We start from the raw sequence: 20,967 nt of genomic DNA on the forward strand, positions 1-20,967 counted from the left end.
GCCGCGGGTGGGAGTCGGTCGGGGCTGCGGGTGGGCTCGGGGGCGGGGTCGGAATCAGGGTTGGGGTCGGGTTGGGGTCGGGCTCGGGGTCGTACAAGCATGACCTACGGGCCGGGCACGCCGGCGCTGTGGGGGCCGGAACAGCGCGAGACCCCCGGCCGTTCCCGGCCGGGGGTCTTCCGTGTCGACTGGTGCGTACGCAAGTCGCCGTGGTGTCGAGACGTTGCGGTACTGCGGCAGGACCGGATCAGCAGTCGAGGGACTCCGCCGCGTGGTCGCTGTCCGTCGAGTCCGTCTGCGTCTCGGGGCCGGGGCGGTGCCGGCAGCTGGGGGACTTGCCATGGGCCTCGGCCCGGATCCGCTGCTTCATCGTGGGGGGCAGGGCGCTGCCGTGGGACCAGACCCAGCGGCTCGTCGCCGGGATCATCGGTGCCGACTGCTGCGCGGTGCCGGTGCGGGGACTCTCGGTCCGGGGTCCGGCCGCGGCGGCGGTCGCGGAGCCGGCGGTGACGAGTCCGAGCGCCGTGCACAGCGCGAGGAAGGCGGTGACGATGGCGGTCCACAGCTTCATGACCTTGTTCTGGGTCATGGCCCCTCACTTTCGGGTTGGGCGATTTGCGTACTTTCCTCATGATGTGTATGAGGTTCGCGAAGTGGTGGACCGACGGCCGTGGCGCGGCGATGTTCCGATGAACACCACCCGGACGGGTGCACGGGGACGGAGAACCTCGGTGCTGCCGGAGGCGGGGACTTGAGGCCCCGACGCAGGTCACCGATCGATATCGGCCGGTGTGTATAGTCGGGCGCCAGAGGTCCCTCACGTCAAGGAAAGACGAGGTCGCGCGGTGAAGAAGCTGCTCCTGGTCGCACTGGCCGCCATCGGCGGGCTCCTCGTGTACCGGCAGATCCAGGCGGATCGCGCCGAGCAGGACCTGTGGACGGAGGCGACTGACTCCGTGCCCACGGGTTCGTGAGTCCCCCACACCCCAGCTGAACCGACCCCGGCCGCCTTCGCGGTCGGGGTTTCGCGTTCCCGGGGTCCGGGTTCCGCATCCCGCGGGCGCTGTCCCGTGTTGCGGGGTGCCGGCGGGTGGGGTACGGGGGCTGGTGGGGCCCGGGGAGGGGGGCGGGCTTTTCGGTCGGCCGTACGCATGCCCCGGACGGCGCAGGGCCGGCCGGGGCAGGATGGGACGCGGACGGCGGGCGCTGCCCGAGGACCGGGGACCGGGGGTGGCGGCACGTGCGAGGGCGTACGGCGTGGTGGCGGCAGGTGCGCGTGCCGACCGCGCGGTGGCGGCACGGGTCAGGGCCTGCGGCGCGGTGGCGGCGGGCGCGCGTGCGGACCGCGTGGTGGCGGGGTGTGGGCATGGGTACGGCGGCCCCGCGGCGGGCCGCCCGCCGGTGCGTGCCGGCAGCCGTCTGTGCCGCCCTCGCCGTGTCCGCCGTCTGTGCCGCTGTCTGTGCCGTCCTCGTGCTGCCGGCCGCGGCGCCGGCGGCAGCCGCCGGGGCGCACCCGGGGCCGTACGCCTTCGCCCCCGGCGCCCGGGCGGTCACGGGCGCGCGGAGCACCGCCGGGGCCGCCCTGCTGGATCCCGGCCGCACCTACCGCGACACCCTCCCGCGTAACGGCCGGCTCCACTACCGGCTCGAGCTGGCCGCCGCGGACACCGCGTACGTCCCCGTCACCGCCGTCCCGCCGGCGGACGCCACCGTCTCCGCCACCGACGGCATCCGCGTCTCGCTCCGGGACGCGCACGGCACGTCCTGCTCCTACGCCTCCGCCCGCTTCGGCGCCGGGCTCAGCCCGCGCCCGGTCACGGCCCTGGGGCAGCGCGAGGCCGGGAAGTCGCTGTGCCAGGGCGCGGGCACCTTCTCCCTCCTCGTCGAACGCCTCGACGCCCAGGGCTCCGGCGCGGCGGCCCCGGCCGGTGCGTGGGATCTGGAGATCGCGCCCGCCACGGAACCGGCCCTCGCCCGGACCGGCGCCACCACCGCCCCCCGGGCCTGGGACTCCGCCACCCCCGGGCCCCTCACCGCCGTGCCCCGCGACCGTTCCGGCGGCACCGGCTTCGCCGCGGCGCGTCCGCTGGGCGAGGGCGTCTGGCGGACCCGCCTGGCGCCCGGACAGACCCGGTTCTACAAGGTGCCGCTCGACTGGGGCCGGCAGCTGTACGCCTCCGCCGGCCTGGGCGACTCCCCGGGACACGGATACGTCGGCGGCGCCCTGAACCTCTCCCTCTACAACCCCGTCCGCGGCTACGTCGACGACGCCTCCGTCGGCTACACCGGCACCGCCGGGGCCGCCGCCCTCCAGCCGCTGCCACCGGTGGAGTACGCCAACCGGTACGCCGTCCCCACCGCGGTGACCTCCGTCCGGTTCGCCGGTGACTACTACCTGGTGCTGCACCTCAGCGCCCGGATGACCGGCACGTTCGGGCCGGGACCGTTCGAGGTGACCCTGCGGGTCCGGGTGGGCGGGCAGGCGCACCCCGGTCCGGCGTACGCCGGGCGGTCCGTCCCGGACGGCGTCCTCACGGTCACCGGGCAGGACCGGACGGCCGCGCTGACCGGTGCCACCGGAGACGACGGTCACCTCACGATGACGCTGGTCGCCGTCGGCGGGATCGGCGGGGGAACCGCGCTGCTGCTGTTCCTCGGCGGCTGGACGGTGACGGCCCGGCGGGCTCACAGACGGGTCAGCGCCCAGAAACCGACCGTGTAGCAGACGAGCGCCAGCAGCAGGACCGGGAGCACGACGCGGGCCGGGGGGCCGGGGCGGCGGGCCGCGCGCCGGCCGCGGCGGCCCCGGGCGGGCCGCGGCGCGGGCGGGACCGGCGGGGGTGTCCGGGGCGGTGGCTGGGGATCGGGGGCGGTGTACGCGGCGGTGCCTGAGCCGGTACGCGGATCCGGTGCCGGGGGCTGCCGGGGAGGGGGCAGGCGGAAGCTGCCGGTGTCCGAGAGGGAGCCGGTGCCCGTCGGGCCGCCGCCCGCCGGCGTGCTCCCGTGCCATGCGCCGGAACCGGTGCCGGTCACGGAGGGCGCCGGGTGAGCCGCCCCCGGTACGGTTCGCGCGCCCGCCCCCGGGACCGTCTCCAGGGCCACACCGGAGGCCCGCGCGAGAGGGCCCTCGGGTCCGAAGCCCGGCGGCAGCGGGCCGAGTTGGTCGAAGATCTCGATGAGTTCGTCGTCGGGGCCGGGCTCGGGCAGGAGTTCCGCGGCGGCGGCGAGCGCCTTGCGCGCCCCCGTGGCGGTGCGGAAGCGGTCCTCGGGGTCGGGCTGGAGGAGCGTGGCGACGACCTGCCAGAGCGGCTCCGGAACGCTCCGGGGCGCACCGGGCGTCCCGTGTTCCTGGAAGTACTGCACGAGCGCCTTGGCGTCGGGCCGCGCGCCCTCCAGGAGGTACAGGGCGACCAGGCCGACGGCGAACAGGTCGGCGGAGAAGTCGGGTTCGGCGCCCAGCATCTGTTCGGGGGCGAGGTAACCGGGCGTGCCCACCACGAGGTTGGTCTCCGTCAGCCGGGGCTCACCCAGCCGCATGGCGATGCCGAAGTCGGACAGCCGCAGCCGCGGCCGACCGGTACCGGTGGCCTCCAGCAGCACGTTGGCGGGCTTGATGTCCCGGTGGACGACGTCCTCGGCGTGCACGGCGGCGAGCCCGGACAGCAACTGGTCGAGCAGGGTGCACACGAACGCGGGCGGGAGGGGCCCGTAGTCGCCCACGAGGTGGACCAGGGAGCCGCCGCCGACCAACTCCATGGTGAACAGCACCTTGTCGTCGTCGGCGGCCCAGCTGGCCGGGGCGAGGACGTGCGGATGGTCGATGCGCAGGGCCTGCTCGCGGACGAAGCGGAGCAGGGAGTGGGCGTCGCGCTGCTGGAGGACCTTGGCGGCCACGTACCGCCGCCGGCGGTGGTCCCAGGCCCGCCACACGGCGCCCACACCGCCGCGCCCGATCGGGTCGGCCAGCTCGTACCGGCCGGCGAAGACCTCACCCATGACAGCCGCCGCTCCTCCCCCTGGCCCTGCGAGGCCCCCGTGCCCCTCGCTCCCCTTCCCTACCCATGTGACGGCGGATACGCGCCTTGGCCCCTGCCACGAACCGCCGTGTCAGTTCTGGTGGGACTGGTAGTGCGCGACGGCGTCGGAGGTGCGGCCGGCACCGTAGACGCGGAGGAACTCGGCCAGTTCGGGGTGGCTCGGGGCGAGGGTGTCCGCGGCGTCGATGATGTCGCCCGCGGCGGCCACCGAGCGGAGCAGCGACTGGATCTCGCGGACCACCCGCTTGACCGTGGGGGCGCCGGAACTGCCCGTGGTCTGTGTGGTGTTGCTGAGCACGGAGCCTCCCTGTGACTTCCTGATCTCGTCCATGCGCTCGGTCGCCTCGGCAGCGCTGACGCTGCCGTCCGCGACCAGGGCCGCCAGCTCCTGGAGCAGCTGTACCCGCTGCACCACCGCCGGATTGCCGATCTTCGCGCGCTGGCCGCTCATCAGCTGCGAAAGCATCGGGGCGGACAGTCCCAGAACCGCCGCGAGACGGGCCTGGTTCAGCCCGAGATCGTCGATGAGCTTACGGAAGAGCGCCCCCAACGGCTCCCCGTACCAGTTCCGCTGGAGCTCCCGCGCTCTCGTGGTGGCTTCCTGCTGTGCGGCGTCCATTGCGTCTCCCCATCGCTTCCCCTGAAAACCGCGGTTCGCTGTAGCGAACCACGTCGAGCATCCTACGGAGAGTGGTCATCCGCGGGGACCCCCAATCTTTTTGCGGGATACGGGGGGTGACCCGGTACTCTGGTCTGCGGCACCGCCGGAGCGAGCTTCCTCCGGCCGGTCGCTGCCTCCCGGGGCCTTAGCTCAGTTGGTAGAGCGCCGTCTTTGCATGGCGGATGTCAGGGGTTCGACTCCCCTAGGCTCCACGCGAAATGACCCCTCCGACCTGCGGAAACGCAGGTCGGAGGGGTTTCTTTCCCCCGGCTGGGCGAGTGCCCGCGTCCGCCGTCGGTCATGACGAGACCCCTGCGGTCCGCCCGCTCGCGGGCCGCAGGGGTCTTCTGTCGTGTGCGGCGTGCGCCGCGCGGGTCAGGCCTGGTCGTCGCGGTCCGTCTGCTCGTCCTGCGTCTGCTTGGCCTCGACCTCCGGGTCCAGTGGCGCGGTACCCGTGCCGTCGACGGAGCTGAGGCGGCCCGTGTCGGGGACCTCCGTCGCCGCGGACGGTTCGACCAGCCAGTCGGGGTTGGCCTGCCTGTCCCACCACTTCCACGCGGCGAACGCGCCGCCCGCCACGGCGCCGACCACCAGCAGCGTCTTCACGGTGCGGCCGGTCCGGGAGCGCCGTTCGTTGCGCCGGGCCAGCTTCTGGATCTGCTGGGCCGAGACCTGGCCGCGCAGCGCGGCCAGGGCGGCGGCGCCGCGGGCGGCGGCCTCGTCGCGTACCGGAGCGGTCGCGGCCACGGCCTGTTCGATCCGGGGAAGCGAGTACTCGGCGGCCTGCCGGGCGGCCTTGCGGGTGAGTGCGGCGGCGTCGTGCGCAGCCTGGTCGACCTTCGGCGGTACGTGCGTCAGCGCCTGCTCCACACGTGGGGCGAGCCGGGCGTCGTACTGGACGCGGGCCTGACCGGCGGCCTGCGACACCACGGGCGCCAGCCGTACGCGTGCCTCCTGCGCATAATGCGACGCACGCTCCTTGGCCGTGTCGGCGTAGGGCGCCACCACTTCCGCGGCGTGCAGCACGCTGTCCTTCGCCGAACCGGTCGCGGCGCGCACGCTGTCGATGCGGGTCACGGGTTCCTCCTCCTCGGTGGCGTACGGTATTTCGACTTTCCACCCTTTTACGGATCATGCCTGTCAACGGCGACCGCAGCATGTGCGGACGCGCATACGGGTGCCGACAACCCTCTCCCGGCGGAAGTCGCGGGCGTGCGACGACGCGCGGGCGGGGGCGTGCAAGGATCGAGTCGTCGCAGCGTACGACGACGGAAGGCACCTCGTGGCTGAGCAGCTGTATGCCACCCTGAAGACCACCCTCGGCGACATCGGGGTGCGGCTCTTCCCGCACCACGCTCCCGTCACGGTGCGGAACTTCGTCGAACTGGCCCGGGGCGAACGCGAGTGGACGCACCCCGGCACCGGCGAGAAGAGCCGGCAGCCTCTCTACGACGGCACGGTCTTCCACTCCGTCATCAGCGGCTTCATGATCCAGGGCGGCGATCCCCTGGGCAACGGCATCGGCGGCCCCGGCTACGGGTTCGAGGACGAGTGCCACCCCGACCTGTCCTTCGGTGTCCCGTACCTGATGGCCATGGCCAACGCGGGTCCGGGCACCAACGGCTCGCAGTTCTTCATCACGGTCACCCCGAGCACCTGGCTGAACGGCAAGCGCACCATCTTCGGCGAGGTCACCGACCCGGCCGCGCAGAAGGTCGTCGACGCCATCGCGAGCGTGCCGACCGGACGCAACGACCGTCCGCTCCAGGACGTGGTCATCGAGACGGTGGTCATCGAGACGCGCCAGGGCTGATTCCCGCATCCTGGACCACCTTCCCTCCCCGGTTCCCGGGTTCCCCGGAACACCCGCTTTCCCGGAAAACCCCCGCGGGGAACCAACCGCGCCCCCCGTCCGTAAGGATGAGCGGGGCAGGATAGTGCCGTCAGGCAGGGACACGACGACCAAGGGGACCCGATGGAGCAGGCCGCAGGCAGCGCGCAGGACGCCGGGAGAGCGCCCGTGTGCTACCGGCACCCGGACCGTGAGACCGGCGTGCGCTGCACCCGGTGCGAACGCCCCATCTGCCCCGAGTGCATGGTCAGCGCCTCGGTCGGCTTCCAGTGCCCGGACTGCGTCCGCGGTGGTTCGGGTACGGGGCAGGCGCCGCAGGCGTCCCGGCCGCGGACACTCGCCGGCGGCACGGTCACGTCCGACCCCCGGCTGCTCACCAAGATCCTGATCGGGATCAACCTCGCGGTGTTCATCGCCGTCCAGGCCGACCGGTCCCTCCTGGAGCACCTGGTCCTCATCGGCCAGTGGCCCCCCAGGCCGTTCACGCCGACCATGGGGGTCGCCGACGGCGAGTGGTACCGCTTCGTGACGTCGATGTTCGCGCACGAGGAGTACTGGCACATCGGCTTCAACATGCTGAGCCTGTGGTGGGTCGGCGGTCCGCTCGAGGCGGCTCTCGGCCGGACCCGCTATCTGGCGGTGTACTTCGTCTCCGGACTGGCCGGCGGCGCGCTCACCTACCTGATCGCCTCCCCGGCGACCGCGTCGCTGGGCGCCTCCGGTGCGATCTTCGGTCTCTTCGGCGCCACCGCCGTGCTGATGCGCCGGCTGAACTACGACATGCGGCCGGTCATCGCCATGCTGGTGATCAACCTGTTCTTCACGTTCCGGTTCAGCAACATCGCCTGGGAGGCGCACATCGGCGGCCTGGTCGCCGGTGTCGTGACGGGCTTCGCGATGGTGCACGCACCGCGGGAGAAGCGGTCGCTGGTGCAGTACGGCACCTGTGCGGCCGTCCTCGCCGTGGCGGTGGCGGTGGCGCTGGTCAGGACCGCCCAGCTGACCTGACCGGGCCTGCGAACACCCGGCTACCGAACCGTTGTCCACAGAGGGTGGCGAGTGTGGTGCAGGCTGTGCGGGCACGGCTGTGCCCCCTGCCGCTCGGATGTGTTTCCGCAGGTAGGGCAGGGGGCGAACAGGTGTCTGGTGGGCTGTCGACCGGTCACACCGGCGTCAACACGCGACGGGTTATCCACAGATCGTCGTTCTTTTTCCCCACTGTGGAAAACAGCTGTGGATAACTCAGTGGATAGCCGTGGGCAGAGCTATTCCGCCCCGGGGCGGCCCACCGCTACTTCCACTGCGTGGAGACACCGAAGCCGGCGGCGATGAAGCCGAAGCCGACCACGATGTTCCAGTTGTCCAGGCTGTCGATCGGCAGCGAGCCGTCGGTCACGTAGAAGACGACGATCCAGGCCAGTCCGATCAGGAACATGGCCAGCATGACCGGTGCGACCCAGGCGCTGTTGGTGAGCTTGATGGCCTGCGCCTGCTTCGCCGCGGGCGGCGTGTAGTCGGCCTTCTTGCGGATACGTGACTTCGGCACGAGGGTCTCTCCTGTCGATGCGCTGCGTGGCCGCGCAGGGAACGGGGTCGGGCTCGGGGCAGCGTACAAGGGGCCGACATGACGACTCTGTGTGCTCCCCCGGGCGTCCGTTAGCGTAGTGCTTCCGTGGCGCCGAAGGAGATAAGGGTACGTTGAGCAATTCTGCCGACTTTCCCGGGACGGGATCAACGGGCTCCGGTCCGGCCCGCCGGCCGCGCCCGCGACCCGTGCGGATCCTCACGGCGGCCGTCTTCGCCCTCGCCGGGCTCATCTTCTTCACCAGCTTCGACACCGCCAGGGGCACCGACATCCGGCAGGACGGCTCCCTGCTGAAGCTGTCCGACCTGATCCAGCAGCGCAGCCGCAAGAACAAGGGGCTGGACGAGTCCAACGCGGCCCTGCGCGCCGGCGTGGAGTCACTGGCCGAGAGCGACGACGGCAGCACCAGGGCCGAGGACCGCAAGCTCGGTGCCCTGGAGAACGACGCGGGCACCCGCGGGCTCACCGGCAAGGCCGTCACCGTCACCCTGAACGACGCCCCGCCCAACGCCACCGCCAAGCTCCCCGGCTACCCCGAGCCCCAGCCCGACTACCTGGTCATCCACCAGCAGGACCTCCAGGCGGTGGTGAACGCGCTGTGGCAGGGCGGCGCCCGGGGCATCAAGGTCATGGACCAGCGGCTGATCTCCACCAGCGCGGTGCGCTGCGTCGGCAACACCCTGATCCTCCAGGGCCGCGTCTACTCGCCGCCGTACCGGATCACGGCGGTCGGGGACCCGGGGCGGCTGAAGCAGGCGCTCGCGGCGAGCAAGGCGATCCAGACCTACATGGTCTACGTCAACGTCTACGGCCTCGGCTGGAAAGTCGCCGACGACGGCACGGTGACCCTTCCCGGCTACTCCGGCACGGTGGACCTGCACTACGCCAAGCCCGTGCGGTGACCGGCCCGCGCCGGGAACCCGGCGGGGGCCACCCCGATCCCACCGGGTCCGCGGAGGCAGCCGAACCGGGGGCGCCGCGCCGCTAGTCTGGTGACGTACGGCGTGGGTCTGGTGCCGTAGGGAACACGGAAGGGACGGCAGGGAACGGCATGTACGGCTGGATCTGGCGGCATCTGCCGGGCAACGCGTGGGTGAGGGCGCTCGTCTCGCTCGTACTGGTCCTGGCCGTGGTCTACGTCCTGTTCCAGTACGTCTTCCCGTGGGCCGAGCCGCTGCTGCCCTTCAACGATGTGACGGTGGACAACCAGTGAGTGCGCGGATTCTCGTCGTCGACAACTACGACAGCTTCGTCTTCAACCTCGTCCAGTACCTGTACCAGCTGGGCGCCGAGTGCGAGGTGCTGCGCAACGACGAGGTGTCGACCGCGCACGCCCAGGACGGCTTCGACGGCGTGCTGCTCTCCCCCGGGCCCGGGACGCCCGAGGAGGCCGGCGTGTGCGTGGACATGGTCCGCCACTGCGCCTCGACCGGCGTACCGGTCTTCGGCGTCTGCCTCGGCATGCAGTCCATGCAGGTGGCGTACGGCGGCGTGGTCGACCGGGCGCCCGAGCTGCTGCACGGCAAGACCTCGCCGGTCGAGCACGGGGGCCAGGGCGTCTTCGCGGGCCTGCCCTCACCCTTCACGGCGACCCGCTACCACTCCCTGGCCGCCGAGCCGGCGACCGTCCCGGCCGAGCTGGAGGTGACGGCCCGCACGCACGACGGCATCATCATGGGCCTGCGTCACCGCGAACTCCCGGTGGAGGGCGTGCAGTTCCATCCCGAGTCGGTGCTGACCGAGCACGGCCACCGGATGCTGGCCAACTGGCTCGCCGAGTGCGGCGACCAGGGCGCCGTGGCGAGATCGGCGGGGCTCGCCCCGGTGGTGGGCAGGGCCACGGCGTGACCGCGCTGCGCCCCGAGCGCGAGGACCTGTACGGCGGCGGCAGACCGTACGAGTCCTCCGGCGGAGCGCGGCCGCACACGGGACGCCGACAGGATCCGCCGACGGCCCCGATGCCCCGGCTGACGGAGACCGGCCCGGCGCGGGGCGAGAACCTCATGGCGCCGTCGCCTCCCGCGGACGCGGAGACGATGGCGCTGCGGATCCCGGTACCGGCGGACACCGGCCCGGGGAACATGCCCCTGCGCCCGCCTGGGGCCTCCCCCGCCCCTTCTGCCACCGGAGTCGCACCGGGCGGCCGGGCGGCCCGCAGAAAGGCCGCCAAGCGCCGCGGCGGGCGCCACGGCGGGACCCGGGGGACGGCGGCTCCGCCGGCGGAGCGGGACCCGGGACGCCCGCAGTCCCGGGTGGAGGCCCGCCGGCAGGCGAAGGCGCGCAGGCCGGGCCCGGCCGTCCTGGTGAGCCGGGCCGTCGGCGAGGTGTTCATCACCACCGGCGTGCTGATGCTGCTGTTCGTCACCTACCAGCTGTGGTGGACCAACGTGCGCGCGCACGCGCAGGCCGGCAGCGAGACGCACCAGCTCCAGGACGACTGGGCCAGCGGCACACGCAAGCCGGGCGTCTTCGAGCCGGGCCAGGGCTTCGCCATCCTGCACATCCCCTCCCTCGACGTCGTCGCGCCCATCGCGGAGGGCGTCAGCAACGAGAAGGTGCTCGACAAGGGCATGGTCGGGCACTACGGCGGGCAGAGCGCGCTCCGGACGGCGATGCCCGACGCCCGCACCGGCAACTTCGGTCTCGCCGCGCACCGCAACACCCACGGTGAGCCGTTCCGGTACATCAACCGCCTCAAGGCCGGCGACGCGGTCGTGGTCGAGACACAGGACACGTACTTCGTGTACAAGGTGACCTCGATGCTTCCGGTGACCCCGCCGTCCAACACGAGCGTGCTGGACCCCGTCCCGCCGGGCTCCGGGTTCACCCGGCCCGGCCGCTACATCACCCTCACCACCTGCACGCCGGAGTTCACCAGCAAGTACCGGCTGATCGTCTGGGGCAAGATGGTCGAGGAACGCCCGCGCAGCAAGGGCAAGCCGGACGCGCTCATCGAGTAGGGCTCATCGAGTAAGGGCAGACGAACTGTGGCAGCGACCACCGACGAGACCGAAGACACCACGGACGCGTCCGAACCGGACCCGGACCGGGCCGCGCGCCGCCGGCGCCCCGGCCGGATCGCGACAGCGGTCAGCGTCTTCGGTGAACTCCTCATCACCGCGGGCGTGCTGCTCGGCCTGTTCGTCGTCTACTCGCTGTGGTGGACCAACGTCATAGCGGACCGCAAGGCGGACCGGCAGGCCGACCGGGTCCGCGAGCACTGGGCGCAGCAGCGGGACACCGGCCCGGGTGCGCTGGACACCAAGGAGGGCATCGGCTTCCTGCACGTGCCGGCGATGAAGAACGGCGAGGTGCTGGTCGAGAAGGGCACGGGCACGGACGTCCTCGACGACGGCGTGGCCGGCTACTACACGGACCCGGTGAAATCCTCGCTGCCCACCACCGGCAGGACCGGCAACTTCGCCCTCGCCGCCCACCGTGACGGCCACGGCGCGAAGTTCCACAACATCGACAAGCTGCGCGAGGGCGACCCGGTCGTCTTCGAGACCCGGGACAACTGGTACGTCTACAAGGTCTACTCGATCCTGCCCGAGACCTCGAAGTACAACGTCAAGGTCCTGTCGTCCGTCCCCAGGGAGTCCGGCCGGAAGAAGCCCGGCCACTACATCACCCTGACGACCTGCACCCCCGTCTACACCTCCCGCTACCGCTACGTCGTCTGGGGCGAACTGGTCCGGGTGCAGAAGGTCGACGCCCGGCGGACGCCGCCGGCGGAACTGCGCTGACGCGCCCCCCGGGGACAGAGGGAACGACGTGGGCCCCTGCCGGGACATCCCGGCAGGGGCCCACCTGCGAGCGCGGGGCGTCAGCCGGTGGTACCGCCGAAGAAGTTGGTGCCGCCGTTGTCGCCGCCGTTGCCGTTTCCGCCGCCGTTGTTGTTGCCGAAGCCCAGCGTCGTCAGGGTGACGGTGGTGCCCCCCGGGTTGTCGACCTGGTCGTTCTGCTTCGGGTCCTGGGCGGCGACGATGGCGGTGTCGCTGCCGTCGCTGCCGCTGGCGAACTGGATGTTCGTGAAGCCCGCGGCGTTCAGCAACTGCCGGGCCACGGCGACCGTGCGGCCCCGGACGTCCGGGACCGCCGTCTTCTGCTGTTCCGGCGCCTTGCCGACGTTGATCACCACATTGGTGTTCTTGACGACCTGCTGGCCCGCCGCCGGGTTGGTGTTCTGCACCTTGCCGTTCTGGGCGGGGTCGCTGACCGGGGTGTCGTTGCAGGTCGGCGCGAGTCCCTTGGCCTGGAGTGCGGCCTTCGCCTCGTCACAGGACTTGCCGGTGACGTCGGGCACGGTGATCTTCTCCTCGGCCTTGGCGACCGTGAGCGTGATCGTGGAGCCCTTCTCCTTGCTGGTGCCGCCCTCCGGGTCCTGGGTGATGACCACACCGGGCGTCCGGGTCGACACCTGGGTCTTCTTGTCGACGTCGAAACCCTTGGCCGTGAGTTCGGCCTCCGCCTGGTCGAACTGGGCGCCGCGCACGTCCGGCACGGTCACCTTCGGCGCGCCCGTGGAGATCACCAGGGTGACCGTGGTGTCCTTGGCGACCTTCCCGCCCGGATCCGGGTTCTGGGTGCACACGTTGCCCGTGGCCTGGTCGTCGCAGGACTTCTTGGTCACCGAGACCTGGAGCCCGGCGTTGTCGGCCATCTTCCGGGCCGTCTTCTCCGGCTGGCCCACGAACGTCGGTACGGTCACCTTGCCGTTGTCCGTGTTGTCGCCGGTGAAGGCCCACTTGCTGATCAGGATGGCGCCGACCAGCACCAGCAGGCCCGCCACCACCAGCAGGACCGTGGAGGTGTGCGACTTCTTCTGCTGGCGGCGGCGGTCCGGGCGGTCGTCGTAGCCGTAACCGCCGCCGTCGTCGGGGTTCATGGGCGGGAGCATGCTGGTCGCGCCCGCGCCCGCGTCCGACCGCAGGGCCGTCGTCGCCTGGTCGTCGGGGTAGCCGCCGTAACCCGCCGCGCCCATCGCGGCCGTGGCCGCGACCGGCTGGCCGTCCAGGCACGCCTCGATGTCGGCGCGCATCTCGTCGGCCGACTGGTAGCGGTAGTTGGGGTCCTTGACCAGCGCCTTCAGGACGATGGCGTCCATCTCGGGGGTGATCTCGGGGTCGAAGACCGAGGGAGCCTGGGGTTCCTCGCGCACGTGCTGGTAGGCGACGGCCACGGGGGAGTCGCCCACGAACGGCGGACGGACCGTGAGCAACTCGTACAGGAGACAGCCGGTCGAGTAGAGGTCGGAGCGGGCGTCGACCTGCTCACCCTTGGCCTGCTCCGGCGAGAGGTACTGCGCCGTGCCGATCACGGCGGCCGTCTGGGTCATGGTCATCCCGGAGTCGCCCATGGCCCGGGCGATACCGAAGTCCATCACCTTGACCTGGCCGTTGCGGGTCAGCATGACGTTGGCCGGCTTGATGTCCCGGTGGACGATGCCGCTGCGGTGCGCGTACTCCAGGCCCTGGAGGATGCCGATGGTCATCTCCATCGCGCGCTCGGGCAGCAGCTTGCGGCCGGAGTGCAGCAGCTCGCGGAGCGTGGAACCGTCGACGTACTCCATCACGATGTACGGGATGGAGACCCCGTCGATGTAGTCCTCGCCCGTGTCGTAGACCGCGACGATCGCGGGATGGTTGAGCGAGGCGGCCGACTGGGCCTCCCGGCGGAACCGGGCCTGGAAGGACGGATCACGCGCGAGGTCCGCGCGCAGCGTCTTCACCGCCACGGTGCGGCCGAGGCGTGTGTCATGGGCGAGGTAGACCTCCGCCATGCCACCGCGGCCGAGCACCTGGCCCAGCTCGTACCGGCCGCCGAGGCGACGCGGCTCTTCCATAGCTACCTACCAGCCCTCTCCGTCGGTCCCCGCCCGCACGGTTCGTGTGCGGCCGGAGGCTGCCGTCCGGGCCTACCGTACCCGGATCGCTCTGTGTGACCTGGCCAAGCCCATAACCCGATACAGGACCGGTACCGCTACGTGCGGCGATGCGAGGACGGTGTGAGCGGCGTCACTCGGCGGTGATCGGGGCGGTCACTTCTTGGAGTTGATGACCGCCTCCATGACGTTCTTCGCGATCGGCGCGGCCAGGCCGCCGCCGGAGATGTCGTCGCGGTTGGCGCCCTCGTCCTCGATGACCACGGCCACGGCGACCGGGCTGCTGTGGTCGCTGAGCTTGGCGTAGGAGATGAACCACGCGTAGGGGTTCTCGCTGTTCTCCACACCGTGCTGGGCGGTACCGGTCTTGCCGCCGACGACCGCGCCGTCGATCTTCGCGCGGGTACCGGTGCCCTTCTCGACGACCGTCTCCATCATCGACTGGAGGATCTGCGCGTTCTCGGGCGACAGCGGCCGGCTCAGCTCCTCCGGCTGCGTCTTGGCGACCGGGTCCAGGTTCGGGGACTGCAACGAGTCGACCATGTACGGCTTCATCAGCTTGCCGTCGTTGGCGACCGCCGAGGCGACCATGGCCATCTGGAGCGGGGTGGTCGCGGTGTTGTACTGGCCGATGGAGGACAGCGCGGTCTGCGACGCGTTCATGCCGTCGGAGAACACCGAGGCGCTGGACCGCACCGGGGTGTACTGCTGGGAGTCGAAGCCGAACTTCTTCGCCTCGGCGAGCATCTTGTCGTTGCCGAGGTCGGCGCCGATCTTGCCGAAGACGGTGTTGCAGGAGTACTGGAGCGCGACCCGCATGGTCGCGTTCTCGCACGGGATGTTGCCCTCGTTCTTCAGCTGGGTCGTGGTGCCCGGCATGGTCCACGGCAACGGCGATTCGGTCTTCTGGTCGGCCGAGGTGTACTTGCCGTTCTCCAACGCCGCCGCGGCCGTGACCACCTTGAAGGTGGAGCCCGGCGGATAGGTCTCGCGCAGCGCCCGGTTCAGCATCGGGTCGGCCGGGTTGTACTTCTTCTGGAGCTTCTTCCAGGCCGCCGCGTCGTTGTTGCTGTTCCCCGCGAAGGACGAGGGGTCGTACGACGGGTAGGAGGCCAGCGCGAGTATCTTGCCGGTCGACGGCTCCAGGGCGACGACCGCGCCCTTGCCGCCCTGCCGGCGCAGGCCGTCGAACGCGGCCTTCTGCGCGGCGGCGTTCAGCGTGGTGACGACGTTGCCACCCTGCTGCTGCTTGCCGGTGATCATGTCCAGCGTCTTGCGGAAGAACAGCCGGTCGTCGTCGCCGGTGAGGATGCCGTCGTCGATGGACTCCAGCTGGGTGGCACCGAAGGCCTGCGAGGCGTACCCGGTGACCGGCGCCCACATGGCGCCGTTCTTGTAGGTCCGCTTGTACTTCAGGTCGTTCTCGCCGGTCTTGCTGGTCAGCGTGGATCCCGTGATGGGATCGCCGTCGACGATGATGTCGCCGCGCGGGGTGGCGTAGCGGGCGATGGTGACCCGGCGGTTGTTCGGGTCGTCCTTCAGCTTGTCCGCCCTGACGTACTGGAGGTAGTTGTCCCGCAGCAGCAGGGTCAGGACGAGAAGGCCGCAGAAGAGCGCGATCCGGCGCAGGGGCTTGTTCATGACGGGCGGACCACCTGGGTCATCTCGGCGTCGGGGTTGGCGGCGGGGGCGGGCGCCGGGCGGCGGGCGGTGTCGCTGATGCGGATGAGGATGCCGATCAGCGCCCAGTTGGCCAGCACGGAGGAACCGCCGTACGCGAGGAACGGCATCGTCATACCGGTCAGCGGGATGAGGCCCATCACACCGCCGGCCACGACGAACACCTGGAGCGCGAAACCGCCGGACAGGCCGATGGCGAGCAGCTTGCCGAACGGGTCGCGGGCGGCCAGGGCGGTGCGCACACCGCGCTCGGCGATCAGACCGTAGATCAGCAGGATCGCCATGATGCCGGCGAGCCCCAGCTCCTCGCCGAAGGTGGCGAAGATGAAGTCGGAGTTGGCGGCGAACTTGATCAGGTCGGAGTGGCCCTGGCCGAGGCCGGTGCCGAGGGTGCCGCCGGAACCGAACGCCCACAGGGCCTGCTGCAACTGGTCGGAGTGGAGGATGCCGTCATGGGTGATCTGGCGGCTGAGCTCGTACTCGCGCATCGGGTCGAGCCAGGCGTGCACACGCGTCTGGATGTGCGACTCGAAGCTCGCCACGCCGACGGCGCCGACCGCTGACATCAGCAGACCGAAGACGATCCAGCTGGTCCGCTCGGTGGCGACGTACAGCATGATGACGAACATTCCGAAGAACAGCAGCGACGTACCCAGGTCGGTTTCGAAGACCAGGATGAGGATCGAGATCGCCCAGACGACCAGGATGGGACCGAGGTCGCGGCCGCGCGGCAGGTACAGGCCCATGAAGCGGCGGCTGGCGAGAGCGAGGGCGTCGCGCTTGACCATCAGGTAGCCGGCGAAGAAGACCGCGAGGACGATCTTCGCGAACTCACCGGGCTGGAGGGAGCCAAGGCCGGGGATCCTGATCCAGATCTTGGCGCCGTAGATGTTGGCACCGAGGCCGGGCACCAGCGGCAGGATGAGCAGGACCAGCGCGCTGAACATCGAGATGTAGGTGTAGCGCTGTAGGACCCGGTGATCCTTCAGGAAGACCAGCACCACGGCGAACAGGGCGATGCCCAGCGCGGTGTAGAGCAGCTGGCGGGGCGCGGCCGGGGCGAAGTGGGGCAGCGACTGAAGCAGTTTCGACTGGTCCAGCCGCCAGATGACGACGAGTCCGAGCCCGTTGAGCAGGGTCGCCAGCGGCAGCAGCAGCGGGTCGGCGTACGGCGCGAACTTCCGTACGACGAGATGGGCGACGCCGGCCAGCAGGCCCAGCCCGAGACCGTAGCTCAGGAGCCCCGCGGGGACCTGGTCGTCGATGGCCAGGCCCACGTTGGCGTAGGCGAACACGGGGATGACCACCGCGAAGACCAGCAGGGCCAGTTCGGTGTTGCGCCGGCTCGGGGCGCCGATCGCGCCGATCGTGGACGTGTGATGCGTCGGCGAATTCGTAGTACTGCTCATCGTGTGACAGGGCCTCTCACGGCTTGCCTACTGCTTACCGCACAGCGAGACGACCTTCTGCTCATCCTCCGAGAGAGTGGGGCCGGGGCTGGGGGTCGCGGACGGGGACGTGGACGGAGGCTTCGAAGGGGACGTCGGGGACGGCTTCGAGGCCGACGGGTTCGGGGTCGTGGTCGGTGCCGGGGCCTTGGTGAAGGCGGTGCGTGTGACGGTGCCCGTGCCGCCACCGGTCCTGCCGGTGCGGTTCGTGCTGCTCCGCGCCTCCGCGGCGGCCTTGCGCTCGGCCTGCTTGCGGCACGCGGACGCCTGCACGGCCAGCTCCTGGACCTTCGTCCGGGCGTCCGTGAGACCGCCCTCCGTGATCGTGGCCTTCACCTGCTTCTGCTGGTACGGCGGCAGGTACTTGAGTTCGATCTCGGGGTGGTCCCGCTCCACCTTCGACAGCGACACCCAGGCCAGGTCCTGGCTGATCCCCCGGTACAGGGCGACATGCTCGTCCTTCGCGCCGACGTAGTACTGCGTCTGCGTCCAGCGGTAGCCGCCGTAGAGGCCGCCGCCGACGACGGCGAGCGCGAGGACGCCGTACAGGGATCTCTTCAGCCACCGGTGCTTGCCGCGCGGCTTGGTGAAGTCGTCGTCGGCGTAGTCGTCGAAGCTGCCGTCCGGGACGTAGCCGGCGCTGTCGCCGGAGCCGGGCGGGCCGAACTCGCCGCCGCCGCCGTGCCGCTGGTTCTGGCGGCCCAGGTGGGAGGCGCGGCCGGCCGGCGTCTGCATGATGCCGTTGTCGTGCAGGTGGTGCTGGTTCTCGGCGACGGCACCGACCACGACCGGCTGGTCGGACAGCTGCCCGGCGAGGGTGTCACCGGTGTCCAGGTCGAGGACGTCGGCGACGATGACCGTGATGTTGTCGGGGCCGCCGCCGCGCAGCGCGAGCTGGATCAGCTCCTGCACGGTCTCCTGCGGGCCCTGGTAGCTGGCGAGGGTTTCCTCCATCGTCTGGTGGGAGACGACCCCGGACAGCCCGTCGGAGCAGATCAGATAGCGGTCGCCGGCCCGGACCTCGCGCACCGACAGATCGGGTTCGACGTGCTCGCCGCTGCCGAGGGCGCGCATCAGCAGGGAGCGCTGCGGGTGGGTGGTGGCCTCTTCCTCGGTGATCCGGCCCTCGTCGACGAGGCGCTGCACCCAGGTGTGGTCCTGCGTGATCTGCGTGAGCACGCCGTCGCGGAGCAGATACGCGCGCGAGTCGCCGACGTGCACCAGACCGAGCCGCTGCCCGGTCCACAGCAGGGCGGTGAGGGTCGTCCCCATGCCCTCCAGCTGCGGGTCCTCCTCGACCATGGAGCGCAGCTGGTCGTTGGCGCGCTGCACGGCCACACCGAGGGAGGTGAGGAGGTCGGAGCCGGGCACGTCGTCGTCGAGGGTGACCAGGGTGGAGATCACCTCGGAGGACGCGACCTCGCCCGCCGCCTGGCCGCCCATGCCGTCGGCGATGGCGAGCAGGCGCGGACCGGCATAACCGGAGTCCTCGTTGCCCTCGCGGATCATGCCCTTGTGCGATCCGGCGGCAAAGCGCAGTGACAGACTCATGCGCACCTCACCCGTCGGCTCCGGGTACAGCCGGTCGTGTCGAGCCACACTGCCCACCCTCCGGTCGGGAGCGCGCCGCAGACCGGGTGGCGGCCTGCCGCTGCGTGCTCGCTCCGCTCGCGCTTACTCATGACGTAGCACTACTTCCGCAGCTCGATTGCGGTCTTGCCGATGCGGATCGGCGCGCCCAGCGGGATCGGTGTGGGGGTCGTCAGCCGGGACCGGTCCAGATAGGTGCCATTGGTGGAGCCGAGATCCTCGATGATCCACTGGCCGTTCTGGTCCGGGTAGATCCTGGCATGGCGGCTGGAGGCGTAGTCGTCGTCCAGCACGATGGTGGAGTCGTGCGCCCGGCCCAGGGTGATGGTCTGGCCCTGCAACGCGACGGTGGTACCCGTGAGGGTGCCCTCGGTCACGACCAGCTTGGAGGGGGCGTTGCGGCCACGCCTGCCGCCGCCCTGCTGCCCGCGCTGGGGCGGGGGCGTGGCGGCGGCCTGCTGCCGGGTCTGCGGCCGGGGGGCCGCTTGCTGCGGGCGCCCGGCCTCCCTACGCGATCCGCGCTGAGTGACGCGCGTACCGAACAGGTCGCTCCGGATGACCTGCACGGCCACGATCACGAACAGCCACAGTACGGCCAGGAAACCCAGCCGCATGACCGTGAGGGTCAGCTCTGACATTGCCCCCGCTTCACCCTTCGGCTTGCCTATAGATAACGGTGGTGCTGCCCACGACGATCCGCGAGCCGTCGCGGAGCGTAGCGCGGGTGGTGTGCTGCCCGTCCACCACGATGCCGTTGGTGGAGCCGAGATCCTGGATCGTCGAGGGCGTTCCGGTCCGGATCTCGCAGTGCCGGCGGGAGACGCCGGGGTCGTCGATCCGCACGTCGGCGTCGGTGCTGCGGCCCAGCACCAGCGTCGGGCGGGAGATCTGGTGGCGGGTGCCGTTGATCTCGATCCAGTAGCGGGTGCGCGCGCCGCTCATCGGGGCGGCGGCGGGTCGCTGGGTGGCGGGCTGCGGGTAGCCGTAGCCGCCGGGGCGGGCGCCGGGCGGCGGTGCCGCCGGCATCGGGGGAGGCCCCGCGGGCGCGGCCGGCGAGGGGCCGTAGCCGCCCGGGGCGCCGGCGCCCGTGGGTCCGGGCCGCCCGGCCGGTGCGGCGGGCACCTGGCCCTGCTGGTTGCTGGAGGAGGCGAGGGTGCGCGAGCGCACCCGGTACAGGCCGGTGTCCAGGTCCTCGGCCTTCTCCAGGTTGACCTTGATCGGTCCCATGAAGGTGTAACGCTGCTGCTTGGCGTAGTCGCGCACCATTCCGGCCAGCTCGTCGCCGAGCTGCCCGGAGTAGGGGCTGAGGCGCTCGTGGTCGGGCGCGCTCAGCTCCACGATGAAGTCGTTGGGTACGACCGTCCGGTCACGGTTCCAGATGGTGGCGTTGTTGTCGCACTCCCGCTGGAGCGCTCCGGCGATCTCCACGGGCTGGACCTCGGACTTGAAGACCTTGGCGAAGGTGCCGTTCACCAGACCTTCGAGACGCTGCTCGAACTTCTTCAGGACTCCCATGGGGCACCTCCTCCGTCCCTGCCGCTGTCTTGCCCTGCTGTGTGCCGCTGCCTTGCCGGGTACTGCCGGTACTGCTCACTGATCGTATCTACGCGCCCGCCAATCAGCCGGTTCCCCCAGCGGCTCCCCTTCGAACTCCTGGCGCGTGTCCTGCTGGCATGGATCGTAGAGGCGGGCGAAGACCAGTGTCCCGCACCCGGCTGTGGACCCGGTCCGCCTCCTGGTGAGATGGCCGGGACCGGTACGAGGTTGATACGTGAACCGTGTCTCCCTGATACCCGCGCCACCGCCTGGGACCCGTGGGCGCGCCGCGACCGGACCTGGGGGCCGGCGGCCGGGGGCGGCCGGGAAGGGATGTGATTCCACCCCGTCCCACGTGCTAATGTTCTGCGTGTCGGAAGGGGCCAGCCCGCAAGGGCCGGAAACGGAAGACACACCCAATGCGCGGGTGGCGGAATAGGCAGACGCGCTGGATTCAGGTTCCAGTGCCCGCAAGGGCGTGGGGGTTCAACTCCCCCCTCGCGCACAGTGAGAACCGATGAAACGGGTCTCCACCGGTGACGGAAGTCACGGTGGGGCCCGTTTCTCGTTGTACCCGGCGTGTGAGGCATCGCACAGCCACGGAGCCGGCCGGGACCGGTGGTTCCGGTGAGCTATCTCACGGGGCCTCAGGATGTGGCGGTTGCCTGATGTGTTCCCGTCACCGGTTGTACGG

20 protein-coding genes and 2 tRNA genes are annotated in these 20,967 nt (G+C 71.0%); 11 read left to right on the forward strand and 11 right to left on the reverse strand.

Annotated elements, in window-relative coordinates; all coding sequences use genetic code 11:
* Window positions 1-247: 247 nt before the first annotated feature.
* On the reverse strand, window positions 248-589 hold the full coding sequence (locus tag AB0F03_RS12620; protein WP_361989667.1) for a DUF6344 domain-containing protein: 342 nt from the start codon (window positions 587-589) through the stop codon (window positions 248-250).
* Window positions 590-845: 256 nt separating this feature from the next.
* Here AB0F03_RS12620 and AB0F03_RS12625 point away from each other — a divergent pair, with 256 nt between their 5' ends.
* Both AB0F03_RS12625 and AB0F03_RS12630 read left to right on the forward strand, forming a co-directional pair.
* Entirely contained in the window at window positions 846-974 is a 129-nt protein-coding gene (locus AB0F03_RS12625; RefSeq protein ID WP_003999697.1) for a DLW-39 family protein, read from the forward strand.
* Window positions 975-1,366: 392 nt separating this feature from the next.
* Window positions 1,367-2,722 carry a hypothetical protein gene (locus AB0F03_RS12630; protein WP_361989670.1) on the forward strand — a complete coding sequence of 452 codons (1,356 nt, stop codon included), beginning with the start codon at window positions 1,367-1,369 and terminating at the stop codon, window positions 2,720-2,722.
* On the opposite strand, the gene AB0F03_RS12635 is transcribed toward AB0F03_RS12630, so the two are convergent.
* Both AB0F03_RS12635 and AB0F03_RS12640 read right to left on the reverse strand, forming a co-directional pair.
* Window positions 2,686-3,996, reverse strand: coding sequence for a serine/threonine-protein kinase (locus tag AB0F03_RS12635; RefSeq protein ID WP_361989672.1), 1,311 nt, complete (start codon window positions 3,994-3,996; stop codon window positions 2,686-2,688). The two genes, AB0F03_RS12630 and AB0F03_RS12635, sit on opposite strands and share 37 nt — an antisense overlap.
* A 111-nt stretch (window positions 3,997-4,107) precedes the next feature.
* Window positions 4,108-4,656 carry a DNA-binding protein gene (locus tag AB0F03_RS12640; protein ID WP_361989675.1) on the reverse strand — a complete coding sequence of 183 codons (549 nt, stop codon included), beginning with the start codon at window positions 4,654-4,656 and terminating at the stop codon, window positions 4,108-4,110.
* Window positions 4,657-4,837: 181 nt separating this feature from the next.
* Here AB0F03_RS12640 and AB0F03_RS12645 point away from each other — a divergent pair.
* Window positions 4,838-4,910: transfer RNA gene (locus tag AB0F03_RS12645), tRNA-Ala, on the forward strand.
* Window positions 4,911-5,073: 163 nt separating this feature from the next.
* On the opposite strand, the gene AB0F03_RS12650 is transcribed toward AB0F03_RS12645, so the two are convergent.
* Window positions 5,074-5,775, reverse strand: coding sequence for a DUF5324 family protein (locus AB0F03_RS12650; RefSeq protein ID WP_361989678.1), 702 nt, complete (start codon window positions 5,773-5,775; stop codon window positions 5,074-5,076).
* A gap of 205 nt (window positions 5,776-5,980) precedes the next feature.
* Between AB0F03_RS12650 and AB0F03_RS12655 the strand changes: the two genes are divergently transcribed.
* Together AB0F03_RS12655 and AB0F03_RS12660 are read left to right on the forward strand one after the other, a co-directional pair.
* A complete protein-coding gene (locus AB0F03_RS12655) occupies window positions 5,981-6,511 on the forward strand; it encodes a peptidylprolyl isomerase (RefSeq protein WP_361989681.1) in 531 nt (176 codons plus the stop codon).
* A 162-nt stretch (window positions 6,512-6,673) separates the two neighbouring features.
* Window positions 6,674-7,558, forward strand: a complete 885-nt coding sequence (locus AB0F03_RS12660) for a rhomboid family intramembrane serine protease (protein WP_361989684.1) — start codon at window positions 6,674-6,676, stop codon at window positions 7,556-7,558.
* Window positions 7,559-7,841: 283 nt separating this feature from the next.
* Here AB0F03_RS12660 and crgA read toward each other — a convergent pair whose 3' ends face one another.
* Window positions 7,842-8,096: a cell division protein CrgA gene (crgA, locus tag AB0F03_RS12665; protein ID WP_356819045.1), complete on the reverse strand. Its 255-nt coding sequence runs from the start codon at window positions 8,094-8,096 to the stop codon at window positions 7,842-7,844.
* A 152-nt stretch (window positions 8,097-8,248) separates the two neighbouring features.
* Between crgA and AB0F03_RS12670 the strand changes: the two genes are divergently transcribed.
* The 5 genes from AB0F03_RS12670 to AB0F03_RS12690 all read left to right on the forward strand — a co-directional run bounded on the left by AB0F03_RS12670 (window position 8,249) and on the right by AB0F03_RS12690 (window position 11,881).
* Window positions 8,249-9,037, forward strand: coding sequence for a DUF881 domain-containing protein (locus AB0F03_RS12670; RefSeq protein WP_356819044.1), 789 nt, complete (start codon window positions 8,249-8,251; stop codon window positions 9,035-9,037).
* Between the two features lie 149 nt (window positions 9,038-9,186).
* The gene (locus tag AB0F03_RS12675) at window positions 9,187-9,348 is read left to right on the forward strand and encodes a hypothetical protein (protein ID WP_356819042.1); all 162 of its coding nucleotides are present in this window, start codon (window positions 9,187-9,189) and stop codon (window positions 9,346-9,348) included.
* The gene (locus tag AB0F03_RS12680; RefSeq protein WP_361989688.1) at window positions 9,345-9,983 is read left to right on the forward strand and encodes an aminodeoxychorismate/anthranilate synthase component II; all 639 of its coding nucleotides are present in this window, start codon (window positions 9,345-9,347) and stop codon (window positions 9,981-9,983) included. Before AB0F03_RS12675 ends, AB0F03_RS12680 begins: the two co-directional genes overlap by 4 nt.
* Entirely contained in the window at window positions 9,980-11,095 is a 1,116-nt protein-coding gene (locus tag AB0F03_RS12685) for a class E sortase (protein WP_361989691.1), read from the forward strand. Before AB0F03_RS12680 ends, AB0F03_RS12685 begins: the two co-directional genes overlap by 4 nt.
* A 27-nt stretch (window positions 11,096-11,122) precedes the next feature.
* On the forward strand, window positions 11,123-11,881 hold the full coding sequence (locus tag AB0F03_RS12690; protein ID WP_361989694.1) for a class E sortase: 759 nt from the start codon (window positions 11,123-11,125) through the stop codon (window positions 11,879-11,881).
* Window positions 11,882-11,961: 80 nt separating this feature from the next.
* Here the strand turns inward: AB0F03_RS12690 and pknB are convergent, their stop codons facing one another.
* The 6 genes from pknB to AB0F03_RS12720 all read right to left on the reverse strand — a co-directional run bounded on the left by pknB (window position 11,962) and on the right by AB0F03_RS12720 (window position 20,252).
* Window positions 11,962-13,980, reverse strand: coding sequence for a Stk1 family PASTA domain-containing Ser/Thr kinase (pknB, locus tag AB0F03_RS12695; protein WP_361989696.1), 2,019 nt, complete (start codon window positions 13,978-13,980; stop codon window positions 11,962-11,964).
* 195 nt (window positions 13,981-14,175) lie between these two features.
* Window positions 14,176-15,660: a penicillin-binding protein 2 gene (locus AB0F03_RS12700; RefSeq protein WP_361989699.1), complete on the reverse strand. Its 1,485-nt coding sequence runs from the start codon at window positions 15,658-15,660 to the stop codon at window positions 14,176-14,178.
* Entirely contained in the window at window positions 15,657-17,108 is a 1,452-nt protein-coding gene (locus tag AB0F03_RS12705; protein ID WP_361989702.1) for an FtsW/RodA/SpoVE family cell cycle protein, read from the reverse strand. The genes AB0F03_RS12700 and AB0F03_RS12705 overlap by 4 nt, the downstream gene beginning before the upstream one ends.
* A 27-nt stretch (window positions 17,109-17,135) precedes the next feature.
* Entirely contained in the window at window positions 17,136-18,698 is a 1,563-nt protein-coding gene (locus AB0F03_RS12710) for a Stp1/IreP family PP2C-type Ser/Thr phosphatase (protein ID WP_361989997.1), read from the reverse strand.
* A 140-nt stretch (window positions 18,699-18,838) separates the two neighbouring features.
* Window positions 18,839-19,375, reverse strand: coding sequence for an FHA domain-containing protein (locus tag AB0F03_RS12715; RefSeq protein WP_361989705.1), 537 nt, complete (start codon window positions 19,373-19,375; stop codon window positions 18,839-18,841).
* 10 nt (window positions 19,376-19,385) lie between these two features.
* Window positions 19,386-20,252: a DUF3662 and FHA domain-containing protein gene (locus AB0F03_RS12720; RefSeq protein WP_361989708.1), complete on the reverse strand. Its 867-nt coding sequence runs from the start codon at window positions 20,250-20,252 to the stop codon at window positions 19,386-19,388.
* Window positions 20,253-20,694: 442 nt separating this feature from the next.
* On the opposite strand from AB0F03_RS12720, the gene AB0F03_RS12725 reads away from it, so the two are divergent.
* Window positions 20,695-20,778, forward strand: a tRNA-Leu gene (locus tag AB0F03_RS12725).
* The last annotated feature ends 189 nt before the right edge of the window (window positions 20,779-20,967 follow it).

It is taken from the genome of Streptomyces sp. NPDC028722 (assembly GCF_040637655.1).
In the GTDB taxonomy this organism is placed as follows: domain Bacteria; phylum Actinomycetota; class Actinomycetes; order Streptomycetales; family Streptomycetaceae; genus Streptomyces.